Genomic DNA, 24,880 nt, shown 5'->3' with positions numbered 1-24,880 from the left:
GTTGTTATATATTAATTGGAATGTTTCCAATTCTGGGCTAAATCGTCCCGTTGGGACTCTCCTGAATAATCGTTTTAAATTTTTTAATTTTATCTACATTTTTATCACCTGGTGCTATTTCAAATTTTGAGTTGATATCTATGGCAAACGGTTTTTGATCCAATAATTCAATATTTTTGATGTTCCCTTCTGAAATGCCGCCACTTAAAAAATAGGGTAATGGAATTTCAAATTCATTCAAGACATTCCAGTCAAACTGTTGTCCTGTTCCTCCAAATGCCTTACTGTCTGTATCGAACAGGTAATAGGTGATAGGCTGCTGGTTCTGCTCTTCAATATTGTTACTGAACGTTTGATTTATTTTATTTTTGTTTTCAACTGTATCATTTCCAATTCTTATTACTTTGATTATTTTAACATCAGGAGGCAGTTGCTTTTTTAATTCAATAATCAAATGAGCATCTTCATCACCATGTAACTGAATCAGGTTAAGCTTTCCTTTCTTAGTGATTTCTACTATTTTTTCAACTTTTTCATTGACGAAAACTCCAACTTTTCCCTGATGATTGATCTGTGCAATATCTCCAAGACTCAAATGATTCAGAACATATCGTGGTGATTTTTCATAGAAAATAAAGCCTAGAAAATCTACGTTCATAGTAATCAATTCCTGAACCTGATCTGGTTGTGTAAGACCACAGACTTTGAGAGCAGGAGAGAATTGTGTAATTAATGGTTGCTGGTTCATGAGAGTTAATTATTGGTTGTCAAGGGAAAAATTATTTTCAAATTGCTGTATTTTCAAATTAATAAAGAAAACTCTTCGAAAGCTTTTGCCGGATCTGCATTTCTCATAAAATATTCTCCCATCAGGAATCCGTCAAATCCTTTTTCCTTTAAATATTTAAAATCTTCAAGACTATAAATTCCGCTTTCTGCAACAGATAAAGTGTCTTTTGGAAGCTGATCTTTTAACTGAACAGAATGTTGTAAGTCAACTTTAAAATCTTTCAGGTTTCTATTGTTAATTCCAACCAGATCAATATTAGCATTAAAATGTTTCAGCTCTTCTTCAGTATGGATTTCCAGTAACACCTCCAGATCCAGTTCATGAGCCAGTTCTGTAAACTCCTTAACCTGATTAGGTGAAAGACAGGCTGCGATCAGTAGAATAACATCTGCTCCCATGCTTTTAGCCTCATAAAACTGGTATTCATCAACCATGAAATCTTTTCGCAAAATAGGAATGTTGATATGATTCCTTACCTTCAGAATATCATCAAAGCTTCCGCCAAAAAAATCTTTATCTGTTAATATTGAAATTCCACTTGCTCCAAAATTTTCATAAGCAGAAGTAACATCCAAAGGCTGAACTTTATCATTGATGATTCCTTTGGAAGGAGATTGTCTTTTAAACTCGGCGATAATTCCGCTTTTATTTCTAATAGATTCTTTTAATGAGGAACTCTTTCTTCCAAATAATTCTGAATTTTTCAACTGATCGATGGAAATATGACTCCTTGAAGCTGAGATTTCTTCTTTTTTTCTTTCAATAATTTTATCTAGTATGGTCATGGGTGAAATGAGAGATTAAGGGGAGAATGTTATTCGTTATCAATAAGTAATTTTAATTTCCTAATTAATTAAAAGGTCAAAGGTTTTCAACGCTTTTCCACTTTCTAAGCTTTCCTGAGCCAACAGTAGGCAGTCATCATACGTACCGAATTTTTGAGTATGATAAAGGGCTACAGATGCATTGGCCAAAACTACTGAGTTTTGCTGTTCTGTTCCTTTTCCTTCCAGAATATTCATGAAAATTTTTGCTGTTTCCTTGATAGAGTCTCCGGCTTTGATATCTTCTAAAGTTACAGGACTGAAGCCTAAATCTTCTGCAGAATAGATTTCTTCTCCTTTCTTAGTAATGATTTTACTGTCGTGGGTAAGGCTGATCTCATCATAACCATCCAATCCATGAACCAGAATAAACTCCTGATCCTCTTTTTGTAAAAGGTATTGATAGATTCTTGCAATTTCCAGGTTATACACTCCAATCATGGAATATTGAGGTTTTGCAGGATTCACCAGTGGTCCGAGAAGATTAAAAAAAGTTCTTAATCCTAAGGATTTTCTCAATAGTCCAACTGATTGAAGAGCAGGGTGGAAGTAAGGGGCATGTAAAAAACAGATATTTGCTCTTTCAAGATCTTCATTCAGCTGTTCTGAACTGTTCTTGAACTGATACCCGAGTTCTTCCAGTACATTGGATGAGCCTGTAGTGGTTGAAGCGCCGTAATTCCCATGTTTTGTTACCTTCTGCCCGGCTCCAGCCACCACAAAGCTGGCCAATGTTGATATATTGATTGTGTTTTTTCCGTCACCTCCTGTTCCTACGAGATCAATGGCCTCAGCTGCATCAATCTGTACAGGAACTGCCATCTGTAACAGGGCTTCTCTAAAGCCTTCAAGTTCTTTCAATGTGATATTCCGCATCAGGAAAACACTGATGAAAGCAGTTACTTCTGCAGCATTGAACTTATTCTGAGCAATTTCAATCATCATAGCCTTTGCCTCAGACTTCGACAAGGTATTGTGATTGAACAGGTATTGTAATATTTCTTTCATTTGAGGAGTTTTTAGGGTTGATGGATCTTGTGTTGTTGTTTTCATATTTGGCTTACTGCATTAAACTTTTACTGATTTAAAAAGTTTCGGATGATTACTTCTCCGTTAGGAGTTAAAATACTTTCAGGGTGGAACTGTACCCCATGTACATCATATGTTTTATGCTGAAGGGCCATAATCATTCCATCTTTATCCACTGCTGTAACTTCCAATTCATCAGGGAAATTGTCAGGATTCACAGCCCAGCTGTGGTATCTTCCCACTTCGAGACCTGATGCTAAATCTTTGAAAAGCTTGGTGTCTTCTTTTACGAGTTCAGTAGTGGTAGCCACTCCGTGGAAAATTTCAGACAGATTGATAAGGTTTCCACCAAAAGCTTCTGCAATGGCCTGCTGCCCTAAACATACCCCTAAAATACTTTTAGTAGAAGCATATTCTTTAATGAGATCTAATAAAATCCCAGCTTCTTCGGGAATCCCAGGACCTGGAGAAAGGATGATCTTATCGTATTTTCCAATTTCTTCCAGAGTGATCTGATCGTTTCTTACTACATCCACTTTCTGATCTAGAATTCTTTCGATGATCTGGACAAGGTTATAGGTAAAGCTGTCGTAGTTATCAAAAACGAGAACCTTAAGCTGTGATTGTTGAGTATTGATATTGTTATTCATTTCTTTTTTGTTGAAGGTTAATTTTGTTTTTGATTTTTAGCTTTCTACAACTATTTTTTCTGCCTTTTCTACTGCTTTTTTCAGAGCATTTAATTTGTTATTGACTTCCTGTAGCTCATTTTCAGGGACAGATTTAGCAACGAGACCGGCTCCTGCCTGATAATAAAGTGTATTGTTTTTGCTTAAAAAGGTTCTGATCATAATGGCTTGATTGCAGGTTCCGTTTAAACCGACAATTCCTATACAGCCTCCGTAATAGCCACGGGAGTCTTTTTCATATTGATTGATGAGTTGAAGGGCTTTATGTTTAGGGGCTCCGCTTAAGGTTCCCTGAGGGAAAGTGGCGGAGATCATATCAAGAGGATTGATTTGCTCAGGAAGGTCTGCTGTTACTTCACTTACCATGTGGATTACGTGAGAGAAAAGCTGAATTTCTTTAAGCTTGGTAACGGTTACGTTTTTACCCAGTTTTCCAAGATCATTACGGGCTAAGTCTACCAGCATTGTATGTTCAGCATTTTCTTTAGGATCATTCTTTAATACTTCAATAGCCTGAAGGTCCGTTTCCAAATTTCCTGTTCTTTTGGAAGTTCCCGCAATCGGATGAATAATAGCTTTGTTATCTTTAATGATTAACTGGCTTTCAGGGCTTGATCCGAATAATTTATAATTTCCGTAATCAAAATAAAACAGGTAAGGAGAAGGGTTGATATTCCTTAAAGCACGGTATACATTAAATTCATCACCTTTGAATTTCTGCTCAAACCTTCTGCTCAGTACCAATTGGAATACATCACCTCTCATGCAGTGTTTCTGAGCTGTTTTTACCAGTTCAATATAATCTTCATCGGTAATGTTTGAAGTTTCATAACCGTTTTTTTCAAAAGGGTAAACCGGAGTGTTTTGATTTTTAATGAGGTTCTCCAGTAAATGTAGCTCAGATTTTACCCCTTCCATTTGGTTTTCTATGATATGCATTTCATCATTAAAATGGTTGATGGCAATCACATATTGATATAATCTGTATCTGAGGATCGGAATTTTTACTTCCGGGCTTTGGGCTTTTAAACTGACATTTTCAAAGAACTGTACTGCTTCAAAACTTGTATATCCAAAAAGGCTCTGTGCGGTTTGTTCAATAGGATCATTGGTCTTTTCACAGTCAAAAACAGTGCGGAAATCTTCAAATATCTCGGTGATATTACGTTCCATCATGAATTGCTTTACTGGAGAGGAATCAGGAAATTTAATCTCAAATTCATTTAAGTTTTTTACTTCAATTCCAGCAACAGCATTGATAGCAATAAATGAAAAATTATTATCAATGCTTTTCGAATCGGAGCTTTCCAGAAGGATAGTGTCTCTGAACTTGTCTCTGATCTTAAGATAAATATTCATTGGAGTATGAAGATCTCCAAGAGTTTTTTTCGAAACGGTTTTTATTTTGATTTTCTGTGTAAACATCTGCTGTTTTATTTTTTTAGATTTTAGGAATAAAAAAAAGGCTTTAACGGAATCCGTCAAAGCCTTATATTGTATATTGTTTTGCTTATATCTGCTGTTTGTTTAGCAACATGACAATACCTTCAGACCCGACGAAGAGTTTGAAAGCCACCACCAATTATTATTGCTCATTGTAAACATGTGACAAATGTAGAAATTTTTTTAATACAAAAAACAAAAAATTCAAAAAAAATAAAAAACATATGATTTAAATCTTTTTATTTCAGTTGTTTAAGTTCTTCAAGCTTTACTTTATAACTTTCCTCATCATACGATGCAGTATAAGCTTCTAAAGCTATAATATATTCTGCAATAAATTCTTTATTGGTTCTGTCTGCTTCATATTTGATCCTTGCAGAGTTTACCGGAGCCAGTTTAGAGTATTTAAGAACTGCTTTTCCTTCCTCTGATTCATTATAAAGAATGACGATGTTTTTTTCATATCCCGGAATGTATTTTACTGGAAAGGCAATTTCTGTGGGAGGGATTCTGATGGAATTTTCAATAGGATATATCGTTGCGCTTGTTGTAGAGAAAAAAGTTGAAATATACTTTCCGTCCTGTTTTTTAACAACCGCTTCATAATCGTGGATGTACATATCATTCAGGGTAGAATTGGTTTCCACATCAGAGGTAATGATGGCGGTACTTTTCACACCATATTGATTCAGAAACCAGGCATTGAGAAATTGTCCACAAAACCCATTTAAAATAGAGAGAGGAAGCACAAAAATTAAAAACCATGCTTTTTTAGTAAGATAGGATAGTAATCCAAAAACCAGAAGAAGAAGGATCACTGTATAAAGGCCGTGATGGCTGGTGAAAAACAGTATTTTTGAAATTAAAACCATCGCTCTTGCTTGTTAATCTAAAATTTATTTAAAATTATAAAAAAAATTAAAAGGACTGTGTCAATTTACGGTTAAGATAATGGATGTCAGCTTATAATGACTGAATAGTTTGTAATACTAAGTTCGCAGTGCGTTTATATAGCAGCAATAAAAGAGGTACAGCGACTTTTTACTCAAGAAGGGAGTTATCTTACTGAGTGAAATAGTTCTGTGGCCAGAAAAAACAGTGCGAACTTAGCATTTTGATAATTTAATGTACCGGCTCTGAAATTGGTAAATCAGGTGATCCGCTGTAGAAGACAATTAAAGTCGCTCCTTTGTCTCCGGTTTTACCTCTGTGAGCTATGTTAACCATTTCCGGAAGTACTTCGCCTTGTCTTACCCATTTGGTTTTACCATCTTCTTTCTTTTCAATCTGTATTTCACCCTTTTCTATGTAGGCAGCATTAATCACCGGGTGTTTGTGCCAGTCTAAAGCCTTATGGGGTGGAACGGAAATTTTAAGTACAGAAATTTCAGGTTGTCCGCTAGGATAACTGGGATATGTTGTCCCTTCCCAGGATTTTGTTGTTTTTAATAAGGTTACGGATTCTATTTTATCAGAATATTCTGAAGGTTGAACATCTGATGAAGAATTGTCACAAGACAAAGGGAGGGTAGCGAGTGCAGCAAACAGGGCTGTGGTCAATAAATTTTTTTTAGTCATAATTTCAAATTAACTAGGATTATTTTTGGTTTAAATAATTAACAACACAAAAATAATATGCATATTTAAATTTCCCTAGTATTTGAATTATTATTTCTTATTGGCTGAATGAAAACATCCCTCACTTAAAAATATTCTTCAAAGAAACATTTGTCATAAGCTGAAACATTTATTTTTTATATTTTTGCTTTCAAATTAGAAAAAAATGAAAAAAGTATTCGCAATCGCATTTATTGGAGGTTTATTATTAGCAAGCTGCACTAAAAAAGCAGATCACTCATTACAGGACAGCAACACAATGCTTGAAGAGCCGGAAGCAACTACAGTGGTAGATTCTACAGCTAAGCCTGCTGCCCCAGCTGTTGCAACTCCAGCTGCTCCTGAAGCTGCTAAAACAGATTCTACAGCGAAGAAATAATGAAAAACTTATTTTTGGCAGGAACTTTGGGTCTTCTGATCTTTTCCTGTTCTAAAAAAGAAAATACAACAGAAGTAGCGTCTTCAGATGCTGCATCAGTGTCTGCTCCTGCACAGTCTAATCTTTCCGGTGATCAGATCATGGAAACATTAGATTGTTCAGGGTGTCACTCTGTTAATGAGAGAATGATAGGACCTTCTTATCAGGAAATAGCGGCTAAATATTCTGATAAGGATATTGAATTGCTGGCTTCCAAGATTATAGATGGCGGTAGTGGAGTTTGGGGCGGAGTCCCTATGGCTGCTCATCCACAGGTGTCTAAAGAAGATGCCAAAAAAATGGTGGAGTATATTCTAAGCCAGAAGAAATAAAATATGTCCACAGAAAAATCAAGTCTGCACACAAGAAATCTGCATCGTAATCCTTATGATTTTGATCTGCTTATTTCTTGTGTGCCAGAACTGAAACATTACGTCTTTGTGAATGTTCATGGGACAAGAACTATTAATTTCAGTATTCCCGAAGCTGTAAAATTACTCAACAAAGCTTTATTACTACATTTTTACAATATTAAGGATTGGGATATTCCCGATACCAATTTATGTCCACCTATTCCGGGACGGGCAGATTATATACATTATATTGCTGATCTTTTAGCAGAACAGAAAGGTGAAATTCCAACAGAAACTTCTGTGACAGGACTTGATGTTGGAGTAGGAGCTAACCTTGTTTATCCTTTAATTGCTCATAAATCCTATGGCTGGAAGATGCTTGGAACAGATATCAATGAAGATTCACTAAAAAATGCTCAGCATATTCTGGATCAGAATCCAGGTTTATCATCGGCAATTGAATTGGCGCATCAGCCTGACTCCAATTATATATTCAAAAATATAGTAAATCCTAAAGACCGGTTTACCTTTTCTATGTGTAATCCACCTTTTCATGATTCAAAAGAATCTATGATCAAAGGGAATCTTAGAAAAACAAAGAATTTAAATAAAGGAAAGAGACAGAAAGCGATGCTTAATTTTGGCGGACAACAGTCGGAATTATGGTGTGAAGGTGGTGAACTGGCATTCATTACCAATATGATTAATGAAAGTGCTCAATTTTCATCTCAGTTCCTTTGGTTTACCTGCCTGGTTTCCAAAAAAGACAATCTATATAAGTTAACTACTCTTTTAAAGAGAGTAAAGGCTGTAGACGTTAAAACCATTGATATGGCTCAGGGACAGAAAGTAAGCAGAATCTTGGCCTGGACATTTATTCCTCAGCAGGATAGGAAAAGCTGGTTTGTTTAAATTTAAAGTTCAAAGTTAATAACACATTAATTTATATCTAACATCCCGATACCTCATATCCTACATCTCAACTCCATTCCGGCTGACATTTTAAAATTTCTGAAAAAATCAATTGACGGTCAACTCAAAAATGCCTAAATTTGTACGCTTTTAGAAAAATAAGAAATGCAATTATCAGAACAAGAAATCATTAGAAGAGAAAAGCTTAATAAGCTTACTGAAATGGGGATTAATGCGTTCCCTGCGGATGAGTATACCATTACAGATACTACAGAATCTATAAAACAGGACTTTTCTGAAAGTAAACAGGTGAAGATCGCTGGTAGATTAATGTCCCGCAGAATTCAAGGGAAGGCTTCTTTCGCAGAATTGCAGGATTCTAAAGGAAAAATTCAGGTTTACTTCAACAGAGATGAGATATGTCCGGGAGACGATAAAGAATTATATAACGAAGTTTACAAACACCTTTTAGATATTGGTGATATCATCGGTATTGAAGGAGAATTGTTTACCACTCAGGTAGGTGAGATGACGGTTTTAGTAAAGAACTTTACACTTCTTACTAAAGCTTTACGTCCGCTTCCTCAGGCTAAAACAGATGAAAATGGTGTTGTACACGACGGATTTACAGATCCTGAGTTAAGATACAGACAGCGTTATGTAGATTTAACGGTAAATCCACAGGTGAAAGAAATTTTCGTGAAGAGAACAAAATTGTTTAATGCGATGAGAACTTTCTTCAATGATGCAGGATATTTTGAAGTGGAAACTCCAATTCTACAGTCAATTCCTGGAGGAGCAGCGGCTAAACCTTTCATTACACACCACAATGCTTTAGATATTCCATTATATTTAAGAATTGCTAACGAATTATATCTGAAAAGATTGATCGTAGGTGGCTTTGACGGAGTATATGAGTTCTCTAAAAACTTCAGAAACGAAGGAATGGACAGAACCCACAACCCGGAATTTACAGCTATGGAAATCTATGTAGCTTATAAAGATTACAACTGGATGATGGATTTCACTGAGAAATTATTGGAATTCTGCGCGGTTCAGGTAAATGGAATTACAACAGCTACGTTTGGAGAACATGAAGTAGACTTCAAGGCTCCTTATCCAAGAGTTTCTATGACGGAAGCAATCCTGAAATTCACTGGTTTCGATATCACCGGGAAAACGGAGAAGGAATTGTATGATTTCGCGAAGTCTATCGGAATTGAGGTGAATGAAACAATGGGGAAAGGAAAATTAATTGATGAGATCTTCGGTGAGAAGTGTGAAGGAAACTTCATTCAGCCGACTTTCATTACAGATTATCCTGTTGAGATGTCTCCATTAACTAAAAAACATAGAAGCAAAGAAGGCTTAACAGAGCGTTTTGAGCTAATGGTTTGCGGTAAAGAAATTGCTAACGCTTATTCAGAGCTTAACGATCCAATCGATCAGAGAGAGCGTTTTGAAGCACAGATGGCTTTATCTGAAAGAGGGGATGATGAAGCAATGTTCATCGATCAGGACTTCTTAAGAGCGCTGGAATATGGTATGCCTCCTACATCAGGTTTAGGAATTGGTATGGATAGATTAATTATGTTCTTAACGAACAATGCTTCTATCCAGGAAGTATTATTCTTCCCTCAGATGAGACCGGAGAAAGCGGTTCCTCAAATTGAGCTGGGAGAAGATGAAAAAGTAATCCTTGAAATTCTTAATTCTCAGGAAGAAGCAATGTCTTTAGCTGAAGTAAAAGAAAGAAGCCAGTTATCCGGTAAAAAATGGGATAAAGCTTCTAAAACTTTGACAAAAAATAATATTGTGAAAGTGGAGAAGATTGATGAGAATCTTTTGATGAAACTGGCGTAAGATATACAATATTAATAGTATAAGTTTAAAAGAGTGAATGTTATGTTCACTCTTTTTTATTTGTATATCAAATAAGTAAACTTGTTTACAGTAAAAACATAAAATATCATGAAAGAATAGTTATCACAAGATTGGTGATCGGACATAAAATATACAAATATATTCTACAACTGTCGGGAAGTTAGAGGAGGCTTTAGAATTTACTTTTGAAAATCCATTCAAAAATGGATAGACATTACATATAAAAGGAAAAATTAAGAAAAATGAGGTCTATAATGAGAATGGGTATTTGATTTTGGAGCCAAAATATTTGAAAATGAATATATTATCATTGATCAATGGGATCTGATTATTAAGTCGCTTTTTTGTATTTTTACAAAAATTAATAATTATGAAAAAATATGTATTAGGTCTTTTTATTTTATGTGGAGTCATAGGTAAGTCTCAGGTGTATTTAGATCCTGCGTATAACAAAGGCACTTATGGATATACAACGAATAACTCATTCTTGTATTGGATTCAAAATGATGGTACAGTATATTTGAAAAATGAATCAGGTTATGTTAACAAGGTGAAAAATATTGGGGGCCTTGATCCTAACTTTGGAAACTTAAATATTGGAGCAATAACAAGTCTTAGTGTTGCTGATAATAAACTTTTAATTGCTAACGGAACTCATTTAAAAAGGCATTTCTTAGAGGGAACACTTGATACTTCATTCGGAAATAGTGGGATGATAGATTGGTCTGCAGGAACATTAGGACGTCAATATATTTTTATAAACTCAGATAACAGTTTTTATATATTAAAGAACAGCCAGATTGAAAAATATACTGGAAATGGTATCTTTGAACATGATTTCCCTCTAGGTGTTGATCTTGGTGTATTACAGGATATTGTTAAAACCAAAACTAACTATTTTTATATATTCTATAGATTTGATTATTTAAGATTGATTAAAAAGATTGATTCTCAAGGAAATGTGGTCACAAGTTTTGGAAATAATGGAATTCTTACATTACCATCTAATATGTGGGGAATAGTAAATAATAATGATGAGCTTGCTCTTTTTGGAAGACAAGGGAATTCAGATATTATTTATAAGTATACATCCAATGGTGTAATAGATAATAATTTTGGAATGAATGGAGTTTTTCAGCTTCCTCAGTTTCGAGATAATCTTGATAGGTTAGGGGGAAGAACCTTTGATTCTGCTGGAAATCTTGTTGTAGTAGTTAATCATTTTCGTATTAGTACTATACATGGAATGGTTCCAGATGGTAATACATTAGTAAGAATTACCTCTTCTGGGCAATTGGATAATAGCTTTAATAATGGAAGTGCTTCGTTTTATGATGAAATTAACAGAAGTGCTATTGGAGGAATAAAGCTTATTAATGACAATGAATACCTATGTTCAAATTGGTCTAACGGATTAGATACTGCACATGGTTTTATAAAATATAGGAGAACAGGCTCTTCTTTATCAGTAAGTGAGATTAGTCATAAAGCTGATGAGGTTCATTTTAACAATCCATTTAATAACGAACTAAAATTTAACTTAAAAGAAAAGATTAAAAATGTAGAAATTTATGATGAAAGTGGAAAGTTTGTTTTAAAAGGAAATACTTCAGAGCTTAATACATCTTCATTGATAAAAGGAGTCTATTTTATTAAAATAACAACATTATCTAATAAAATAATTTCAAGAAAAGGAATTAAAAATTAAATGATCAAATACAATATCTTAAAATTTGTATTTGTACACAATATGTAAGTAAAATGGGATAAGACTTCCAAAACTTTGACAAAGAATAATATTGTGAAAGTAGAAAAAATTGATTAAGCTCTTTTGAAGAAATTAACTTAAAATAAAAAAATATCAAATATAACCTCCCTGGCTTGAAGCCTTGGGAGGTTTTTTTATGGGGTGATTTTTGCATTATTGATATTATTTTTGATTTATAGGCGTATTTTAGATAATTAATCTGAAAAAAATAGTTATATTAGAGTGTAATTGTAGATTAAGCGTTTAATTTTAGGTAATTATATCTAATAAGTTAAAGTGTTTATAGATAATCAGCAAAAATGATTTTGTTTTTTAACAGTATGACTATCAGTATTGTAGTATTAATAACAGGATCAGTCTGTACTTTATTTTTATATGTATTTGACTTAAGGTAAACTTGAAATGTATCTTTGTTTTATTAAGTTTATTGATTGATAATCAGTTTGTTATGATCATTGAGTTTAATTATGTATTATGTATTTTATTTCATGTTTTAATATGTTTTTCTTGTCTTTTTTATTGATTAATTAACTATTGTTTATTATTATTAGTTTTTCAATGAAGTAAATATAATTTATAATCTTTAAAAGTATTCTTTTTGCTATATTTGGTAAGCAAATGGATAGGAAGATGAGAAAAACACACAAAAAAAATCCTGATAATTTTTCGAAAAGCTATGGACTTTACCAACCGGAATTTGAATTTGATTCCTGTGGGGTAGGCTTTGTTGCCAATATAAAAGGAGTTAAAAGTTATAAAATTGTAAGTGATGCTATTACTATGCTTGAAAACATGGAGCATCGTGGGGCTACCGGGTATGAAAATAATACAGGTGATGGAGCTGGTATTCAGATTCAGATTCCCCATGAGCTTTTATATGATGAGGCATTGAATTATGGAATAGACTTACCGGAACCTGGATACTATGGGGTTGGCATGCTATTTTTTTCTCAAAATAACTTTATTCGTGAAGAATGTAAGGAAGTCATTGCTCAATCCGCTGAAAAGCTGAATCTTAAAATTTTAGGATACCGTCCTGTGCCAGTAAGTAATATTGATTTAGGTGCATTGGCAAAGAGTGTGGAACCTGTTATGGAAATGCTCTTTATAGAACGTCCTTTTGATACTGAAGCTGAAAAGGATTTCGAAAGAAAGCTATTTGTTTTTAACAATTATATTTCGCATCAGGTTACAAGTATTACCAATAATGACCCTATAGGATTTTATGTTGCCTCTTTTTCCTGTAAAAAACTTATTTATAAAGGGCAGTTAAGAAGTATTCAGATTAGAAATTATTTTAAAGATCTTACAAATCCTAAAACCCGTTCCGCATTTGGAATGGTGCATTCCCGTTTTGCAACCAATACATCACCGACATGGAGTTTGGCACAACCTTTTAGATTCTTGTCGCATAACGGGGAAATCAATACAATAGGAGGGAACCTGAATTGGTTGAAATCCTCTGAAAAGATTTTCAAAAGTCAGTATTTTAGCCCTCAGGAAATGGATATGATTCTTCCTTTAACAAAACCAGGGCAATCTGACTCCTCTTATCTGGATAATATGGTAGAGCTCCTTTATCATTCAGGACGTTCCCTTCCTCATACAATGATGATGCTTATTCCTGAAGCATGGGATGGGCACGAACAAATGGAACAATATAAAAAAGACTTCTATGAATTTCATGCCTGTTTGATGGAACCCTGGGATGGGCCTGCTTCCATTTCTTTTACGGATGGAGATATTATCGGTGCAACTTTAGATAGAAATGGCCTTCGTCCTTCGCGATATTGTGTGACATCAGATGATTTGGTTATTATGGCATCCGAATCAGGAGCTTTACCGGTACATCCCAAAAAAGTTATTAAAAGAGGCCATCTTCAACCTGGGAAAATGTTTCTTGTAGATCTGAAAAAAGGAAGAATAATCAGCGATGATGAGCTGAAAAAAGAAATATGCACTTCAAAGCCATACCGTGAATGGTTAGACAATATGAGAATTAATATCAATGAATTACCTCATCCTAAAATACGGTTCAATAAACTTCAGACAGACGATATTTTCAAGTATCAGAAGGCATTTGGGTATTCAAGAGAAGATCTTGATGTGATGGTGAAAGAAATGGCTTCTCATGGAAAAGAGCCTATTGGTTCTATGGGTTTTGATGTTCCATTGGCTGTTTTAAGCGAAAAGCCTCAGCATCTGAGCTCTTATTTTAAACAATTATTTGCTCAGGTAACTAATCCGCCGATAGATCCGATCAGAGAAAAACTGGTCATGTCTCTGACTACCATCATTGGAGGTAATGGAAATCTTTTGGAGGAAGATAAGAATTTTGCACATTCCATTAAATTGGAAAATCCTATCCTTAACAATAATCAGCTTGAAAAATTAAGAAGTGTTGATACGGGTAAATTTCAATCAAAAACTATTTATACTTATTTTAATGCAGCGGGAAAAGAAGGAAGTTTAAAAAAAGCCATTGACAGGATTTGCAGATATGCAGTAGATGCAGTAGATGATGGGTTTGAAGTGATTATCCTCTCCGATCGGTCATTGGACTCTCAGCATGCAGCTATTCCCTCATTGCTGGCTTGTTCAGCAGTTCATCATCATTTGATAAGAAAAGGAATCCGAAGAAAAATCGGGCTGGTAATGGAAGTGGGAGATGTTTGGGACGTTCATCACTTTGCAACACTCCTGGGGTTTGGGGCTACGGCGATTAATCCATATCTGGCTTTGGCAAGTATCCGGCAGATGTTTGATGATGGGGAATTTGGAGAGATTGAAGATTTAGAAAAACTGAGAGAGAATTATAAAAAGGCAGTCGGTGACGGACTTTTAAAGATTTTTTCCAAAATGGGAGTTTCAACGTTACAATCGTATCATGGAGCCCAGATTTTTGAAATTATAGGATTGAATAAATTAGTAGTGAATACTTGTTTTACCGGGGCTATTTCCAGAATTGAAGGAATTGGTTTTGACGAAATTGCCAAAGAAGCATTAATGAAGCATAGAGAAGCTTTTAAAGGTGATTGGGCTGAAAGCCTTTTAGATACAGGTGGTGTTTATCAGTGGAGAAACCGTAGTGAATATCATCAGTTTAATCCACAGTCGATTCATTTATTACAGCAGGCTACCTGGAGTAATAACTATGATATTTTTAAAAAATATTCAAGGTTGGTCAATCAGCAGATGGGTAAGGCTTCTTTATTAAGAGGGCTTTTAGAATTTAAAAACGATAGGGCGGCTATTCCTCTGGAAGAAGTAGAGTCTGTTGAAAATATTATGAGACGATTCGCAACAGGAGCGATGTCTTTTGGATCAATCTCATGGGAAGCGCATACGACGTTGGCGATAGCGATGAATAGAATAGGGGCAAAAAGTAATACAGGAGAAGGAGGGGAAGATGAGGCCAGATATATACTTACTGAAAATGGGGATAATTTGCGTTCATCTGTTAAACAGATTGCTTCAGGAAGGTTTGGAGTTACTGCCAGGTATTTAGCTGAGGCTGATGAGATTCAAATAAAAATGGCTCAGGGAGCAAAACCTGGAGAGGGAGGTCAGTTACCGGGAGATAAAGTAGATTCATGGATTGGTAAAACACGACATTCTACACCGGGAGTTGGATTAATTTCTCCACCGCCTCATCATGATATCTATTCTATTGAAGACCTTGCTCAGCTAATTTTTGATTTAAAAAATGCGAACCGCCATGCCCGGTTATCTGTAAAATTAGTTTCAAAAGCAGGAGTAGGGACCATAGCGTCCGGAGTTGCTAAAGCTAAAGCAGATCATGTTCTGATCTCAGGATACGATGGAGGAACGGGAGCCTCTCCTTTAGGTTCTATCCGTCATACTGGATTACCCTGGGAACTTGGGTTAGCAGAGACACATCAGACTTTAATTAAAAATAAGCTCAGACAAAGAGTTACCCTGCAGGTAGACGGGCAGATAAAAACAGGGCGTGATTTGGCAATTGCTACTTTATTGGGAGCTGAAGAATGGGGGATTGCAACCTCCGCGCTTATTGTTGAAGGATGTATTTTGATGAGGAAATGTCATTTGAATACCTGTCCGGTAGGAATTGCTACTCAAAATGAAGATTTGAGGAAGAATTTCAAGGGTAAGGCTGAGCATTTGGTGAATTACTTCAGGTTTCTTGCAACAGAAGTCAGAGAAATCATGGCTAACCTGGGATTCAGAACCATTGATGAGATGGTAGGACAATCTCAATGTCTGGAAAGAAAATCAGTGATTAATTTCTGGAAACATCAACATATTGATTTAAGCAGGCTTCTTCAAAAAATAGAAACAGATTTACATGTTATTAAATCAGAAGAGCAGGATGATGGCTTAGATTCTTCTATTTCCTGGCAGATGCTTGAGGCTGCTCAGTATGCACTTCAAAATAATACAGCTATGGAGGCCGAATTCAATCTGAAAAATACGGATCGTGCAGTTGGAACCATTCTCTCTCATGAATTAACCAAAATATATCAATCCGAAGGAATGAAAGAAAATTCTTTAAAGTTTAATTTTAAAGGAACTGCGGGGCAGAGTTTTGGTGCATTTTGTAACAAAGGAATTACAATGCGTCTGGAAGGGGATGCTAATGATTATTTAGGAAAGGGGCTTTCCGGAGCTCAATTGATAGTTTTTCCGGACAGAGAAGCAATTATTAAAGCTAATGAAAATAGTATTGTAGGAAATGTTGCTTTATATGGTGCTACTTCCGGAAAGGTATTTGTCAATGGAATGGCTGGAGAACGTTTTGCAGTTCGTAATTCTGGGGCTACGGCAGTGGTAGAAGGAATCGGTGATCATGGATGTGAATATATGACAGGAGGAAAGGTTATTGTTCTGGGAGGTGTTGGGAGGAATTTTGGAGCGGGAATGAGTGGTGGAATTGCTTATGTGTGGGATGTTAATGAAACCTTACGATATAATTTTAATTCTGATATGGCAGATTTGGAATCTGTTACTGAAGAAGATAAAAAAATAATTTCCGCTTTGGTGAAAGAACATTTTGAAAATACAAAAAGCCAATTGGCAGAATTTATATTAAATGATTGGGATAATAGTTGTAAATATTTTACAAAAGTATATCCAAGAGAATATAGGAAAGTGATGGAAAACCTGATAAATGTTGTGAAATAATGGGAAAGATAAATGGATTTTTGATACATGAGCGGGAGCTTCCTCCTAAGTTGGAGGTTGAAAAAAGACTTCAGGATTATAAAGAATTTATCCAAAAACCGTCAGATGAACAATTGAAATGTCAGTCGGCAAGATGTATGGATTGTGGAATCCCATTTTGTCAGAGTGGTTGTCCTCTCGGAAATCTGATTCCTGAATTTAATGAAGCGGTCTACCAGAAGCAATGGGAGAAAGCCTATCGGATTTTAATTTCAACGAACAATTTTCCTGAGTTTACAGGACGGATTTGTCCGGCTCCGTGTGAGAGTGCGTGTGTACTTGGGATTAATGATCAGCCGGTTACCATTGAAGAGATAGAAAAGAATATTATAGAAATAGCTTTTGAACAAGGATTTGCCAGACCAAAATCACCACTGTTAAGAACCAATAAAAGAGTGGCAGTAGTAGGTTCCGGACCTGCGGGATTAGCAGCAGCATACCAGTTAAACCAGATGGGGCATTATGTAACTGTTTTTGAAAGGGATCCTGAAATAGGAGGATTGTTACGATTTGGAATTCCGGATTTTAAGCTGGATAAAAATATTGTAGAACGCAGAGTTCAATGGATGAAAGAAGAAGGTGTTTTATTTTCTACAGGAGTTAATGTAGGGATTGATTATTCTGTGGAGCAATTAAATCGGGATTTTGAGGCTATCGTTCTTGCAACAGGAAGTACGGTTCCAAAAGAGCTCGTTATTCCTAATCATGATGCAAAAGGAATTTATTTTGCAATGGATTTTCTGAAACAAAGTAATAAAAAAGTAAGTGGAATTCCTTTTGAAGAAGAAGAAATTGATGCAAAAGGGAAAAAAGTGGTGGTAATAGGTGGAGGAGATACAGGCTCAGATTGTATCGGGACTTCTAATCGTCAGGGGGCAGAAATTGTATATCAGATTTATTATAAACCTATGCAACCAATGGAAAGGGATGAAACAATGCCATGGCCTGCCTATCCTGCGTTATTACAGATTACTTCCTCCCATGAAGAAGGATGCGAAAGGATGTGGTCTGTGAATTCCAAAGAATTTGTGAAAGATGAAAACGGAAACTTAAAAGGAGTTCGTTTGATAGAAGCAGAATGGACTAAAGATTCCGATGATGGAAAATGGAATCTGTATACTGAAAAACCTGGATCTGAATTTATACTTGAATGTGACCTTGTCTTTATTGCGTTAGGATACACTCATGTTGAGCACAAAGGATTGGTTGAGGGGTTAGATATTCATTTAGACCCTAAAGGAAATTTAATTGGAAATAATAAAGAATACAAAACAAACCAGGATAAAGTGTTTTCCTGTGGTGATGCAAGAAAAGGGCAAAGTCTTGTCGTTTGGGCAATTGCTGAGGGTCGGGAGTGTGCGGAGAAAGTCAATGAGTTTTTAATAAGCGAAATGTAAATTTTAGTTAATAATATGTACTATAACAGTAGATTCGTTACAAATTAAGAGAAGGTTTTCTTAACCATAGAAGATACCGGAAATAAAAAGAGGAGACCTTTTGGGTCTCCCTTTCCGTATATCTAAAAGCCTATTACTGGTAGGTTGCTCCCCAGAAGAGCCTACTTCCTCCTGGGCTTTGAAACTAAATTAATATTTTTTTTGTTTTATATAAATTAAGTAAAACTTCTGGGCAATATTACTTCATTCGAGTCCTAAAATTTTGCAGTAACATCAGGCTGAATAGGGATGAGATGTTCCAACGAATGTGATTTTTCCCAAGGCGTTTTTCGATTCAAAGAAGAGTGTGGTCTTTTCTTATTGTAAAACTCCTGCCATTCAATAGCTAAAGCATTTAAATCAAGATCTGAATCAGATAAATCCACTAGTGGCCAGAATTCGGATTTGTCAGTCTGTTGGGTTCTTTCTACTTTCTCATTTTAGAGCCTTTATTCTTCGTTTCAGAAGCTTTAAAATACGTTTAGGTAATAAAATTCGAATTTCATATACATTTAATTATCAATTTCGTATTACATATATGGAATTATATTGTACACCGGTATATGTTGATAAATTCTAAAAAGGATATGATCTCTTTAGAAAGGGAACTTAGATTTTTGGATGCCTATTTTTTTTGATTAAGCACAGACAGGGAGAAGATCTACATTTTATGATTGATGTGAGTAAAGAAGCAAAATACCAATAACTACCTCCAATGACTTTACAGCTATTGGTAGAAAATGCTCTTAAACATAATAGAACAAACAAAAAAAACATCCGGATATTATGGGATGGTAATTTGTGGACAAGTGGTTACTATGTCAATACAGTTAGTCAGTACGGAAATAAAGATGTTATTCGAAAATATATTGAAAATTAAGGAAAATAAGAATATAAAAAAATCCATGGTGAGCAACTCAAACTATGGGGTTAACCAATATTTCGGGATAATTTATTTAACACATTGATAATTAATCTAATGTATAGTGTTTTTATCCAGTTGAATAATCTTTTTCTTATTTATTTTCTAAAATGCTCAACAAGTTTTAACTAAATTATATCAAAAAAATGAAAGAAAAAAACAGCAACCCATCCCGAAGGAAATTTATTCAGCAAACGGCAATTGCAAGTGCCGGTTTGTTGCTTGTAAATCAAATTTCAATTTTTTCACAAACAAATAAATCAAAAAAAATGAGCGCAAATATTAAATCTAAAGGTTACGCAGGAAATGACGAGGCAGGAAAATTAACAGCCTGGAACTTTGAAAGAAGAGCGATAGGCGACAATGATATTTTAATCGATATTAAATTTTCAGGTATTTGCCATTCCGATATTCATATGGTTAAAGGACATTGGGGTAAACAACAATATCCGCTAGTTCCAGGTCACGAAATTGCCGGAATTGTAACTGCAGTTGGTAAAAATGTAACCAAATTTAAAGTTGGCGACCAAGCTGGAGTTGGCGCTATGGTAAACAGCTGTATGCAATGCAACAGTTGTAAAAGTGGCCAAGAACAGCATTGTGAAACAACAGGATGGGTGGAAACTTATGGCACGCCAGAGAAATCATCGCCTACTGGAATTACACAAGGTGGATATGCCAACAACATTGTAGTAACAGAACATTTTGCCATTAAAATTCCTGCGACTATTAAACTGAAATATGCAGCACCATTACTTTGTGCAGGTATCACGACGTATTCGCCAATAATGAAAGCAAAATTAAAAAAGGGCGATAAAGTTGGTGTGGTTGGCATTGGCGGTTTAGGTCATATTGCTGTGAAATTAGCGGTTTCAAAAGGTGCAAAAGTTTTTGCTTTTACCACGTCTGCTTCAAAAGTGAAAGATATTAAATGTTTTGGTGCAAAGGAAGTAATCGTGGTACAATCGGCAGAAGATTTAAAACCCTACAAAGGCAAATTGGATTATATGATTTCTACCGTTCCTTATGCTTACGAAATGTCACCGTACATCGACTGTGTAAAACCTTACGGCTTTTTTACGCAAGTTGGGGAACCGATAAATGGTGTTTTGGAAATCAATAATTTCAATATGACTCAAAATCGAGTAAATTTTAACGGTTCGCTGATTGGTGGCATTCAAGAAACCCAAGAAATGATAGATTATTGTGCAAAAAATAAAATTTATCCTCAAATAGAAGTGATAAAAGCATCAGAAATAAATGAAGCTTGGGACAAAGTAGTAAACAAAAAAGCCCATTATCGTTTTGTAATTGATGCCACAACATTTTAATCTAAAGAATTGAGGCCGTTTCACAACTCGTGGAAACGGCCTTTTTTATGAAATTTTCCTGTATCCCTATACGAGAAGGTTTTTCGTTTAAACGATTCTCGACCCACATCATTTAGTTGTGATACATCTTCTTAAAAGAGGAAAAGTTTGAAAAACAGATGGTTTTTCAAAATAAGTTGTAAAACTGTAGATTTGATTCATGGAAGATGAACATATTTTCAAGAGTCGTAATAAAACTTTGCTTCTGTATCATTTTGTTTTCCCTATGAAATATAGAAGAAAAGTTCTACTAGATGAAGTTTCTGGAGAAATTTTACAGCTCATGTGCAAAGAAATTTCAGAGCGTTATGAGATTGAATTTATGGAAAAGATATTCATAGTAATTATAAGTCTTTCCTTTTAAGAAAAGATTTGTATTCCTGAAAATACTAAAGCAGTATACATTATAGTGTATAAGCAATAGAGGAGAATATGAGGTATGACTTATCAATGACCTAAAATTTATGGTCAAAGACAAATTTAAAATCTGTTCTGGTCAAATCGTTTTTCTGGATACCGTATTATAGCATTTTATTTTCTTAGTCTGCTAAATGAAAACATCAGATAAAATAAAAACGGCAAAATAAACAGGGATCCAAGCATTAGAGCCCATCCCAAAGCGGCAATCGTTTTTTCAGGAGCAATGTGAACCAGCAGTGAAAGACGCTGTCCATTCCCTAATAAAATAATATCCGGATTATGCTGATAGGTAGCTGCCACAAGGATCATCACCATCTGGAAACCCGCCAATGCTCTTACAGGAAGTAATTTTTGGGTATTCAGAGCTCTTAAAATAAGTAATAAGGCAACGGTAGCAAAAGCAATCGCCATGATTCCTAATGGCTTTGAAAATACCCACATCAAAAGCGGAATATCCGAGAGATGAGCAGTAGCGAATACAAGAATTCCTGTAACGACAACGAAGATCATTGTTTGTTTTGACTTTCTGATCATTAATAATAATTCTTCCTTACCACGGGTTTCTCTCAATGAGAAGATAGAAGCAAGATAAGCACACAATGCTACTGTAAATAATCCTACAGACACTCCGAACCAGTTTAGCCAGCTGTAAATATACAGATCCTGAAAGGTGGTTGCATCAGGGTTAATAGAGTGTGACACCGTTGCGGCTGCTATTAATCCCAGGAAAAAAGGAGTTAAGAGACTGGCGTAATAAAATATCTGGGTGTACAAAACCTGCCAGTTATCCTTTACTGCATCATAATGCCTGAACGTAAATGCGGTTCCTCTTGCAATAATACCTACAAGCATTAAGACTAAAGGAATGTGAAGGTAGGTAGACATCGTGGTATAAATTTCAGGAAAGCCCACAAAGAGAATAACAATGGCAATAATCAGCCACATATGGTTTGCTTCCCAGACAGGAGCAATAGACTCGTACATAATCTCATGAGTTTTATGGCGGGCTTTTTTATTCGTAAAAAGCTCTACAATACCCGCTCCAAAGTCAGCACCACCAAGAATAATATAAAGACAGATGGAAAGCCAGAGAAAGCCTATAACAATGTAGATCATGATTTTTTATTTTTATCGTTAAACTGTGGGTCTGTAGGGTCGTAAAGCTTAGGTACCATTTGTACCTGTCTTCTTAAAAGGAATACCAGAATCAATGATAATGATATAAAAATTGCAGTGAAGAAGTAAAATGAGTACTGTATTCCAGGCATTGGGGTTACGGCATCAATGGTTCTCATGACTCCATAAATAATCCATGGCTGTCTTCCTACTTCAGTAACAGTCCATCCTGCTTCAAGAGCAATATATCCAAAAGGTGTTGCAATTAAAAATGTTTTTAATAACCAGTTTTTAGTCAGCCATTCCTTTTTAAAGAAGAAAGCATAAAGATATACAGTTCCAATACAGATCATTACCACTCCAAAGAAGATCATAATCTGAAAAGCATAATGGGTAACCGCTATCGGAGGCCATTCATCCTTTGGAAAGTCTTTAAGCCCCTTTACTTCTGCATTGAAATCATTGCTTACCAAAAAGCTTAATACTTTGGGAATTTTAATCGCATATTTTATTTCCTCTTTTTCCTCATCAGGAATTCCACCGATAACAAATGCAGCTCCTTTTTCCGTTTCAAAATGAGCTTCCATAGCAGCTAACTTGATAGGTTGTCTTTCAGCAACAGATTTTGCCGCCACATCACCACTCAAAGGCGCACCAAATGCTCCAATTAAGGCAAAGCCTACTGCGATTCTGAATGCTTTAGTATGAAACTCCACATTCTTTTTCCGCATAATTAAAAAAGCGTGAACTCCAGCTACTGCAAATCCTGTGGCACAAAAAGCAGCAACCGTCATGTGAAGAGCCTGTGGAAACCATGCATCATTGAACATGGCTTTAATTGGATCTATATTAAGGTATTGTCCGTTTATATAATCGAAGCCGGTAGGAGAGTTCATCCAGGCATTGGCTGCTACCACCAGAATGCCTGATGCCAACCCACTTACTCCTACAAGAAAACCACAAAACCAGTGGAACCATTTATTGAACTTATCCCATCCATATAAAAAGAAGCCTATAGCGATTGCTTCAATAAAGAAAGCAGTACCTTCTAGTGAGAAAGGCATCCCAAAAATTGGGCCTGCATGTTTCATGAATCCGGGCCATAAAAGCCCCAGTTCAAAGGAAAGCATCGTTCCTGAAACAGCTCCTGTTGCAAATAAGATCGCAACCCCTTTGCTCCAGGCTTTGGTAAGTCCTTTATATACTTCATTGTTGGTTTTTAAGTACTTCCAATGGGCAAATGCCATTAAGAAAGGCATTACCATTCCCACACAGGAGAATATGATATGGAAGCCCAGAGAAAGCGCCATCTGGGCACGGGCAGCTATAAAATCATCCATAATATCAACTTTTCAGTAAATAAATTTACGCATAAATTATTGATGTTAAATATGATTTAAAACAGTAAGGTTTTTTCGGATCTATTTGAAAAAATAAAAAAGCTAAAGATTTTCGCAGGTAATATATTTGAAAAATATCAATTAAATTCAGAGATGATATGATGAACTTGCCCGAATTTTTCTGATTAGAATACATTTCCAATGTGAAGATCTGGTTTTAAAAACGAATTAATAAGGATTTGAATTCATCTGACCACGCATTTATGGGTTCAATAATAATTCTTCATTTGTTCATTTTTTCATCAAAAAAAACATCTCTGGCAAATTTCTATAATTAAAATATATTTTTAAAAAAATTCAACATAAAATGTTTATTTTTGAATTATAAACAAATCACAATTAAGGGATAAAATGCAATTAAATACCAACGGAACTTCTATTTTCCCCATTTCTCTCGGTGGAGCAGGTATTGGATCATGCAAAGAAAATATTTTTTTTAAAAGGCCTGTATCTGATAAAAAGGCGGTTGAAACTGTATTATTTGCATTGGAGAACAATATTAACCTTATTGATACCTCTCCTTTTTATGGAGATAGTGAGAGGAAAATTGGTATCGCATTACAGGAATATGGAAATCGTTCATCAATTATTCTTTCAACAAAAGCAGGGACTCATCCAATATACAAAGGTTATTCAGGAGAAAACTTCCGTAGAAGTGTCGAAAATAGTTTAAAAGTATTAAAAACAGATTATCTGGATATTTTACATATACATGATCCTTCTGATGTTGAGTTTAAAAATATGATGGAAAATGGAGGAATGGAAACCTTGCTGCGCTTAAAAGAAGAGAGGGTAATTCACAATATCGGTTTGGGAGTAAGAGACCATAATCTTCATAAACAATTCATTTTATCCGGTTATGCTGATGCAATTTTACCTTATCTTGATTATAACCTGTTATCAACGAAGGCAGACGATTTGTTGGAGGTAGCTAAAAAAAATAATATCACAGTATTACTAGGTTCTGCTTTGTGCATGGGATTGCTTTCAGGTATAAACCCAACTGAAATCACTGTCCGGCATTATGCTATAGAAAAAGATGTTTCAATAGAAAAGGCTATGGAAATGTATTTATGGTGCTGTAAAAATGATGTCAATTTAATGGCTCTTAACTATCAATTTATTCTCAATAATCCTGCTGTGAGTACTATAGTGATTGGTGCTTCCTCTAAAGAAGAAGTAGAAAAAAGCATAAATGCCTATAAGGAAAACATAAGCTCATCTATCATTAAATCTTTTCTAAAGAAATTTAAACTTTCACAAAGTTAATATATCATTTAAATAAAA

20 protein-coding genes and 1 pseudogene are annotated in these 24,880 nt (G+C 35.1%); 11 read left to right on the top strand and 10 right to left on the bottom strand.

The annotated features are described in order from the left end of the window. Window positions 1-37: 37 nt before the first annotated feature. From M2372_RS07610 to M2372_RS07580, 7 genes are all read right to left on the bottom strand, one after another. Entirely contained in the window at window positions 38-748 is a 711-nt protein-coding gene (locus M2372_RS07610) for a phosphoribosylanthranilate isomerase (protein ID WP_123319768.1), read from the bottom strand. A 53-nt stretch (window positions 749-801) separates the two neighbouring features. Continuing rightward, on the bottom strand, window positions 802-1,575 hold the full coding sequence (gene trpC, locus M2372_RS07605) for an indole-3-glycerol phosphate synthase TrpC (protein WP_123319767.1): 774 nt from the start codon (window positions 1,573-1,575) through the stop codon (window positions 802-804). Between the two features lie 60 nt (window positions 1,576-1,635). Beyond that, window positions 1,636-2,622 carry an anthranilate phosphoribosyltransferase gene (gene trpD, locus M2372_RS07600; RefSeq protein WP_123320119.1) on the bottom strand — a complete coding sequence of 329 codons (987 nt, stop codon included), beginning with the start codon at window positions 2,620-2,622 and terminating at the stop codon, window positions 1,636-1,638. Window positions 2,623-2,690: 68 nt separating this feature from the next. Beyond that, window positions 2,691-3,293 carry an aminodeoxychorismate/anthranilate synthase component II gene (locus M2372_RS07595; RefSeq protein ID WP_123319766.1) on the bottom strand — a complete coding sequence of 201 codons (603 nt, stop codon included), beginning with the start codon at window positions 3,291-3,293 and terminating at the stop codon, window positions 2,691-2,693. Window positions 3,294-3,329: 36 nt separating this feature from the next. After that, entirely contained in the window at window positions 3,330-4,757 is a 1,428-nt protein-coding gene (locus M2372_RS07590) for an anthranilate synthase component I family protein (RefSeq protein ID WP_123319765.1), read from the bottom strand. A 257-nt stretch (window positions 4,758-5,014) separates the two neighbouring features. Further along, complete coding sequence (locus M2372_RS07585; RefSeq protein ID WP_123319764.1) at window positions 5,015-5,647, bottom strand: hypothetical protein; 633 nt, start codon at window positions 5,645-5,647, stop codon at window positions 5,015-5,017. Between the two features lie 250 nt (window positions 5,648-5,897). Next, a complete protein-coding gene (locus M2372_RS07580; protein ID WP_123319763.1) occupies window positions 5,898-6,353 on the bottom strand; it encodes a cupin domain-containing protein in 456 nt (151 codons plus the stop codon). Between the two features lie 205 nt (window positions 6,354-6,558). Here M2372_RS07580 and M2372_RS07575 point away from each other — a divergent pair, with 205 nt between their 5' ends. The 7 genes from M2372_RS07575 (at window position 6,559) to M2372_RS07545 (ending at window position 18,326) form a co-directional block, all read left to right on the top strand. Further along, the gene (locus tag M2372_RS07575; protein ID WP_115971047.1) at window positions 6,559-6,771 is read left to right on the top strand and encodes a hypothetical protein; all 213 of its coding nucleotides are present in this window, start codon (window positions 6,559-6,561) and stop codon (window positions 6,769-6,771) included. Then, on the top strand, window positions 6,771-7,142 hold the full coding sequence (locus M2372_RS07570) for a c-type cytochrome (RefSeq protein WP_115971048.1): 372 nt from the start codon (window positions 6,771-6,773) through the stop codon (window positions 7,140-7,142). The genes M2372_RS07575 and M2372_RS07570 overlap by 1 nt, the downstream gene beginning before the upstream one ends. 3 nt (window positions 7,143-7,145) lie before the next feature. Continuing rightward, the gene (gene rlmF, locus M2372_RS07565) at window positions 7,146-8,075 is read left to right on the top strand and encodes a 23S rRNA (adenine(1618)-N(6))-methyltransferase RlmF (protein WP_123319762.1); all 930 of its coding nucleotides are present in this window, start codon (window positions 7,146-7,148) and stop codon (window positions 8,073-8,075) included. 165 nt (window positions 8,076-8,240) lie between these two features. Beyond that, window positions 8,241-9,938, top strand: coding sequence for a lysine--tRNA ligase (gene lysS / locus M2372_RS07560; protein ID WP_123319761.1), 1,698 nt, complete (start codon window positions 8,241-8,243; stop codon window positions 9,936-9,938). Window positions 9,939-10,329: 391 nt separating this feature from the next. Beyond that, the gene (locus M2372_RS07555; protein ID WP_123319760.1) at window positions 10,330-11,667 is read left to right on the top strand and encodes a T9SS type A sorting domain-containing protein; all 1,338 of its coding nucleotides are present in this window, start codon (window positions 10,330-10,332) and stop codon (window positions 11,665-11,667) included. A 690-nt stretch (window positions 11,668-12,357) separates the two neighbouring features. Continuing rightward, on the top strand, window positions 12,358-16,890 hold the full coding sequence (gene gltB / locus M2372_RS07550) for a glutamate synthase large subunit (protein ID WP_123319759.1): 4,533 nt from the start codon (window positions 12,358-12,360) through the stop codon (window positions 16,888-16,890). Beyond that, the gene (locus M2372_RS07545) at window positions 16,890-18,326 is read left to right on the top strand and encodes a glutamate synthase subunit beta (protein WP_123319758.1); all 1,437 of its coding nucleotides are present in this window, start codon (window positions 16,890-16,892) and stop codon (window positions 18,324-18,326) included. The genes gltB and M2372_RS07545 overlap by 1 nt, the downstream gene beginning before the upstream one ends. Window positions 18,327-18,580: 254 nt before the next feature. On the opposite strand, the pseudogene M2372_RS25610 reads toward M2372_RS07545, so the two are convergent. Beyond that, a pseudogene (locus M2372_RS25610) lies at window positions 18,581-18,793 on the bottom strand (integrase core domain-containing protein); the annotation flags it as partial. A 287-nt stretch (window positions 18,794-19,080) separates the two neighbouring features. Between M2372_RS25610 and M2372_RS07540 the strand changes: the two are divergent. The 3 genes from M2372_RS07540 to M2372_RS25605 all read left to right on the top strand — a co-directional run bounded on the left by M2372_RS07540 (window position 19,081) and on the right by M2372_RS25605 (window position 21,021). Beyond that, entirely contained in the window at window positions 19,081-19,245 is a 165-nt protein-coding gene (locus M2372_RS07540; RefSeq protein ID WP_228455724.1) for a transposase, read from the top strand. 188 nt (window positions 19,246-19,433) lie between these two features. Beyond that, a complete protein-coding gene (locus tag M2372_RS07535; RefSeq protein ID WP_123319757.1) occupies window positions 19,434-20,618 on the top strand; it encodes an NAD(P)-dependent alcohol dehydrogenase in 1,185 nt (394 codons plus the stop codon). Window positions 20,619-20,817: 199 nt separating this feature from the next. Further along, window positions 20,818-21,021, top strand: a complete 204-nt coding sequence (locus tag M2372_RS25605) for a transposase (RefSeq protein WP_228455723.1) — start codon at window positions 20,818-20,820, stop codon at window positions 21,019-21,021. Between the two features lie 167 nt (window positions 21,022-21,188). Here M2372_RS25605 and M2372_RS07525 read toward each other — a convergent pair whose 3' ends face one another. Next, window positions 21,189-22,193 (bottom strand): cytochrome d ubiquinol oxidase subunit II, encoded by a 1,005-nt coding sequence (locus M2372_RS07525; RefSeq protein WP_123319756.1) that lies wholly within the window; start codon window positions 22,191-22,193, stop codon window positions 21,189-21,191. Further along, entirely contained in the window at window positions 22,190-23,533 is a 1,344-nt protein-coding gene (locus tag M2372_RS07520) for a cytochrome ubiquinol oxidase subunit I (protein ID WP_123319755.1), read from the bottom strand. Before M2372_RS07520 ends, M2372_RS07525 begins: the two co-directional genes overlap by 4 nt. Before the next feature lie 411 nt (window positions 23,534-23,944). Here M2372_RS07520 and M2372_RS07515 point away from each other — a divergent pair, with 411 nt between their 5' ends. Continuing rightward, a complete protein-coding gene (locus M2372_RS07515) occupies window positions 23,945-24,862 on the top strand; it encodes an aldo/keto reductase (protein ID WP_123319754.1) in 918 nt (305 codons plus the stop codon). The last annotated feature ends 18 nt before the right edge of the window (window positions 24,863-24,880 follow it).

It is taken from the genome of Chryseobacterium sp. BIGb0232 (assembly GCF_024810195.1).
Classification (GTDB): domain Bacteria; phylum Bacteroidota; class Bacteroidia; order Flavobacteriales; family Weeksellaceae; genus Chryseobacterium; species Chryseobacterium pennae.
Note: the sequence above shows the minus strand (reverse complement) of the source record. Positions and strands in the feature narration are given on the sequence as shown.

Excerpts from the sequence above, each read along its gene's own strand:
- gltB (WP_123319759.1), top strand. The coding sequence starts at position 12,358 with ATGAGAAAAACACACAAAAAAAATCCTGATAATTTTTCGAAAAGCTAT.
- rlmF (WP_123319762.1), top strand. The coding sequence starts at position 7,146 with ATGTCCACAGAAAAATCAAGTCTGCACACAAGAAATCTGCATCGTAAT.
- M2372_RS07585 (WP_123319764.1), bottom strand. The coding sequence starts at position 5,647 with ATGGTTTTAATTTCAAAAATACTGTTTTTCACCAGCCATCACGGCCTT.
- trpC (WP_123319767.1), bottom strand. The coding sequence starts at position 1,575 with ATGACCATACTAGATAAAATTATTGAAAGAAAAAAAGAAGAAATCTCA.
- M2372_RS07590 (WP_123319765.1), bottom strand. The coding sequence starts at position 4,757 with ATGTTTACACAGAAAATCAAAATAAAAACCGTTTCGAAAAAAACTCTT.
- M2372_RS07570 (WP_115971048.1), top strand. The coding sequence starts at position 6,771 with ATGAAAAACTTATTTTTGGCAGGAACTTTGGGTCTTCTGATCTTTTCC.
- M2372_RS07535 (WP_123319757.1), top strand. The coding sequence starts at position 19,434 with ATGAAAGAAAAAAACAGCAACCCATCCCGAAGGAAATTTATTCAGCAA.
- M2372_RS07555 (WP_123319760.1), top strand. The coding sequence starts at position 10,330 with ATGAAAAAATATGTATTAGGTCTTTTTATTTTATGTGGAGTCATAGGT.
- lysS (WP_123319761.1), top strand. The coding sequence starts at position 8,241 with ATGCAATTATCAGAACAAGAAATCATTAGAAGAGAAAAGCTTAATAAG.
- M2372_RS07525 (WP_123319756.1), bottom strand. The coding sequence starts at position 22,193 with ATGATCTACATTGTTATAGGCTTTCTCTGGCTTTCCATCTGTCTTTAT.
- M2372_RS07545 (WP_123319758.1), top strand. The coding sequence starts at position 16,890 with ATGGGAAAGATAAATGGATTTTTGATACATGAGCGGGAGCTTCCTCCT.
- M2372_RS07575 (WP_115971047.1), top strand. The coding sequence starts at position 6,559 with ATGAAAAAAGTATTCGCAATCGCATTTATTGGAGGTTTATTATTAGCA.
- M2372_RS07515 (WP_123319754.1), top strand. The coding sequence starts at position 23,945 with ATGCAATTAAATACCAACGGAACTTCTATTTTCCCCATTTCTCTCGGT.
- M2372_RS07610 (WP_123319768.1), bottom strand. The coding sequence starts at position 748 with ATGAACCAGCAACCATTAATTACACAATTCTCTCCTGCTCTCAAAGTC.
- M2372_RS07540 (WP_228455724.1), top strand. The coding sequence starts at position 19,081 with ATGACTTTACAGCTATTGGTAGAAAATGCTCTTAAACATAATAGAACA.
- M2372_RS07520 (WP_123319755.1), bottom strand. The coding sequence starts at position 23,533 with ATGGATGATTTTATAGCTGCCCGTGCCCAGATGGCGCTTTCTCTGGGC.
- trpD (WP_123320119.1), bottom strand. The coding sequence starts at position 2,622 with ATGAAAGAAATATTACAATACCTGTTCAATCACAATACCTTGTCGAAG.
- M2372_RS07580 (WP_123319763.1), bottom strand. The coding sequence starts at position 6,353 with ATGACTAAAAAAAATTTATTGACCACAGCCCTGTTTGCTGCACTCGCT.
- M2372_RS25605 (WP_228455723.1), top strand. The coding sequence starts at position 20,818 with ATGGAAGATGAACATATTTTCAAGAGTCGTAATAAAACTTTGCTTCTG.
- M2372_RS07595 (WP_123319766.1), bottom strand. The coding sequence starts at position 3,293 with ATGAATAACAATATCAATACTCAACAATCACAGCTTAAGGTTCTCGTT.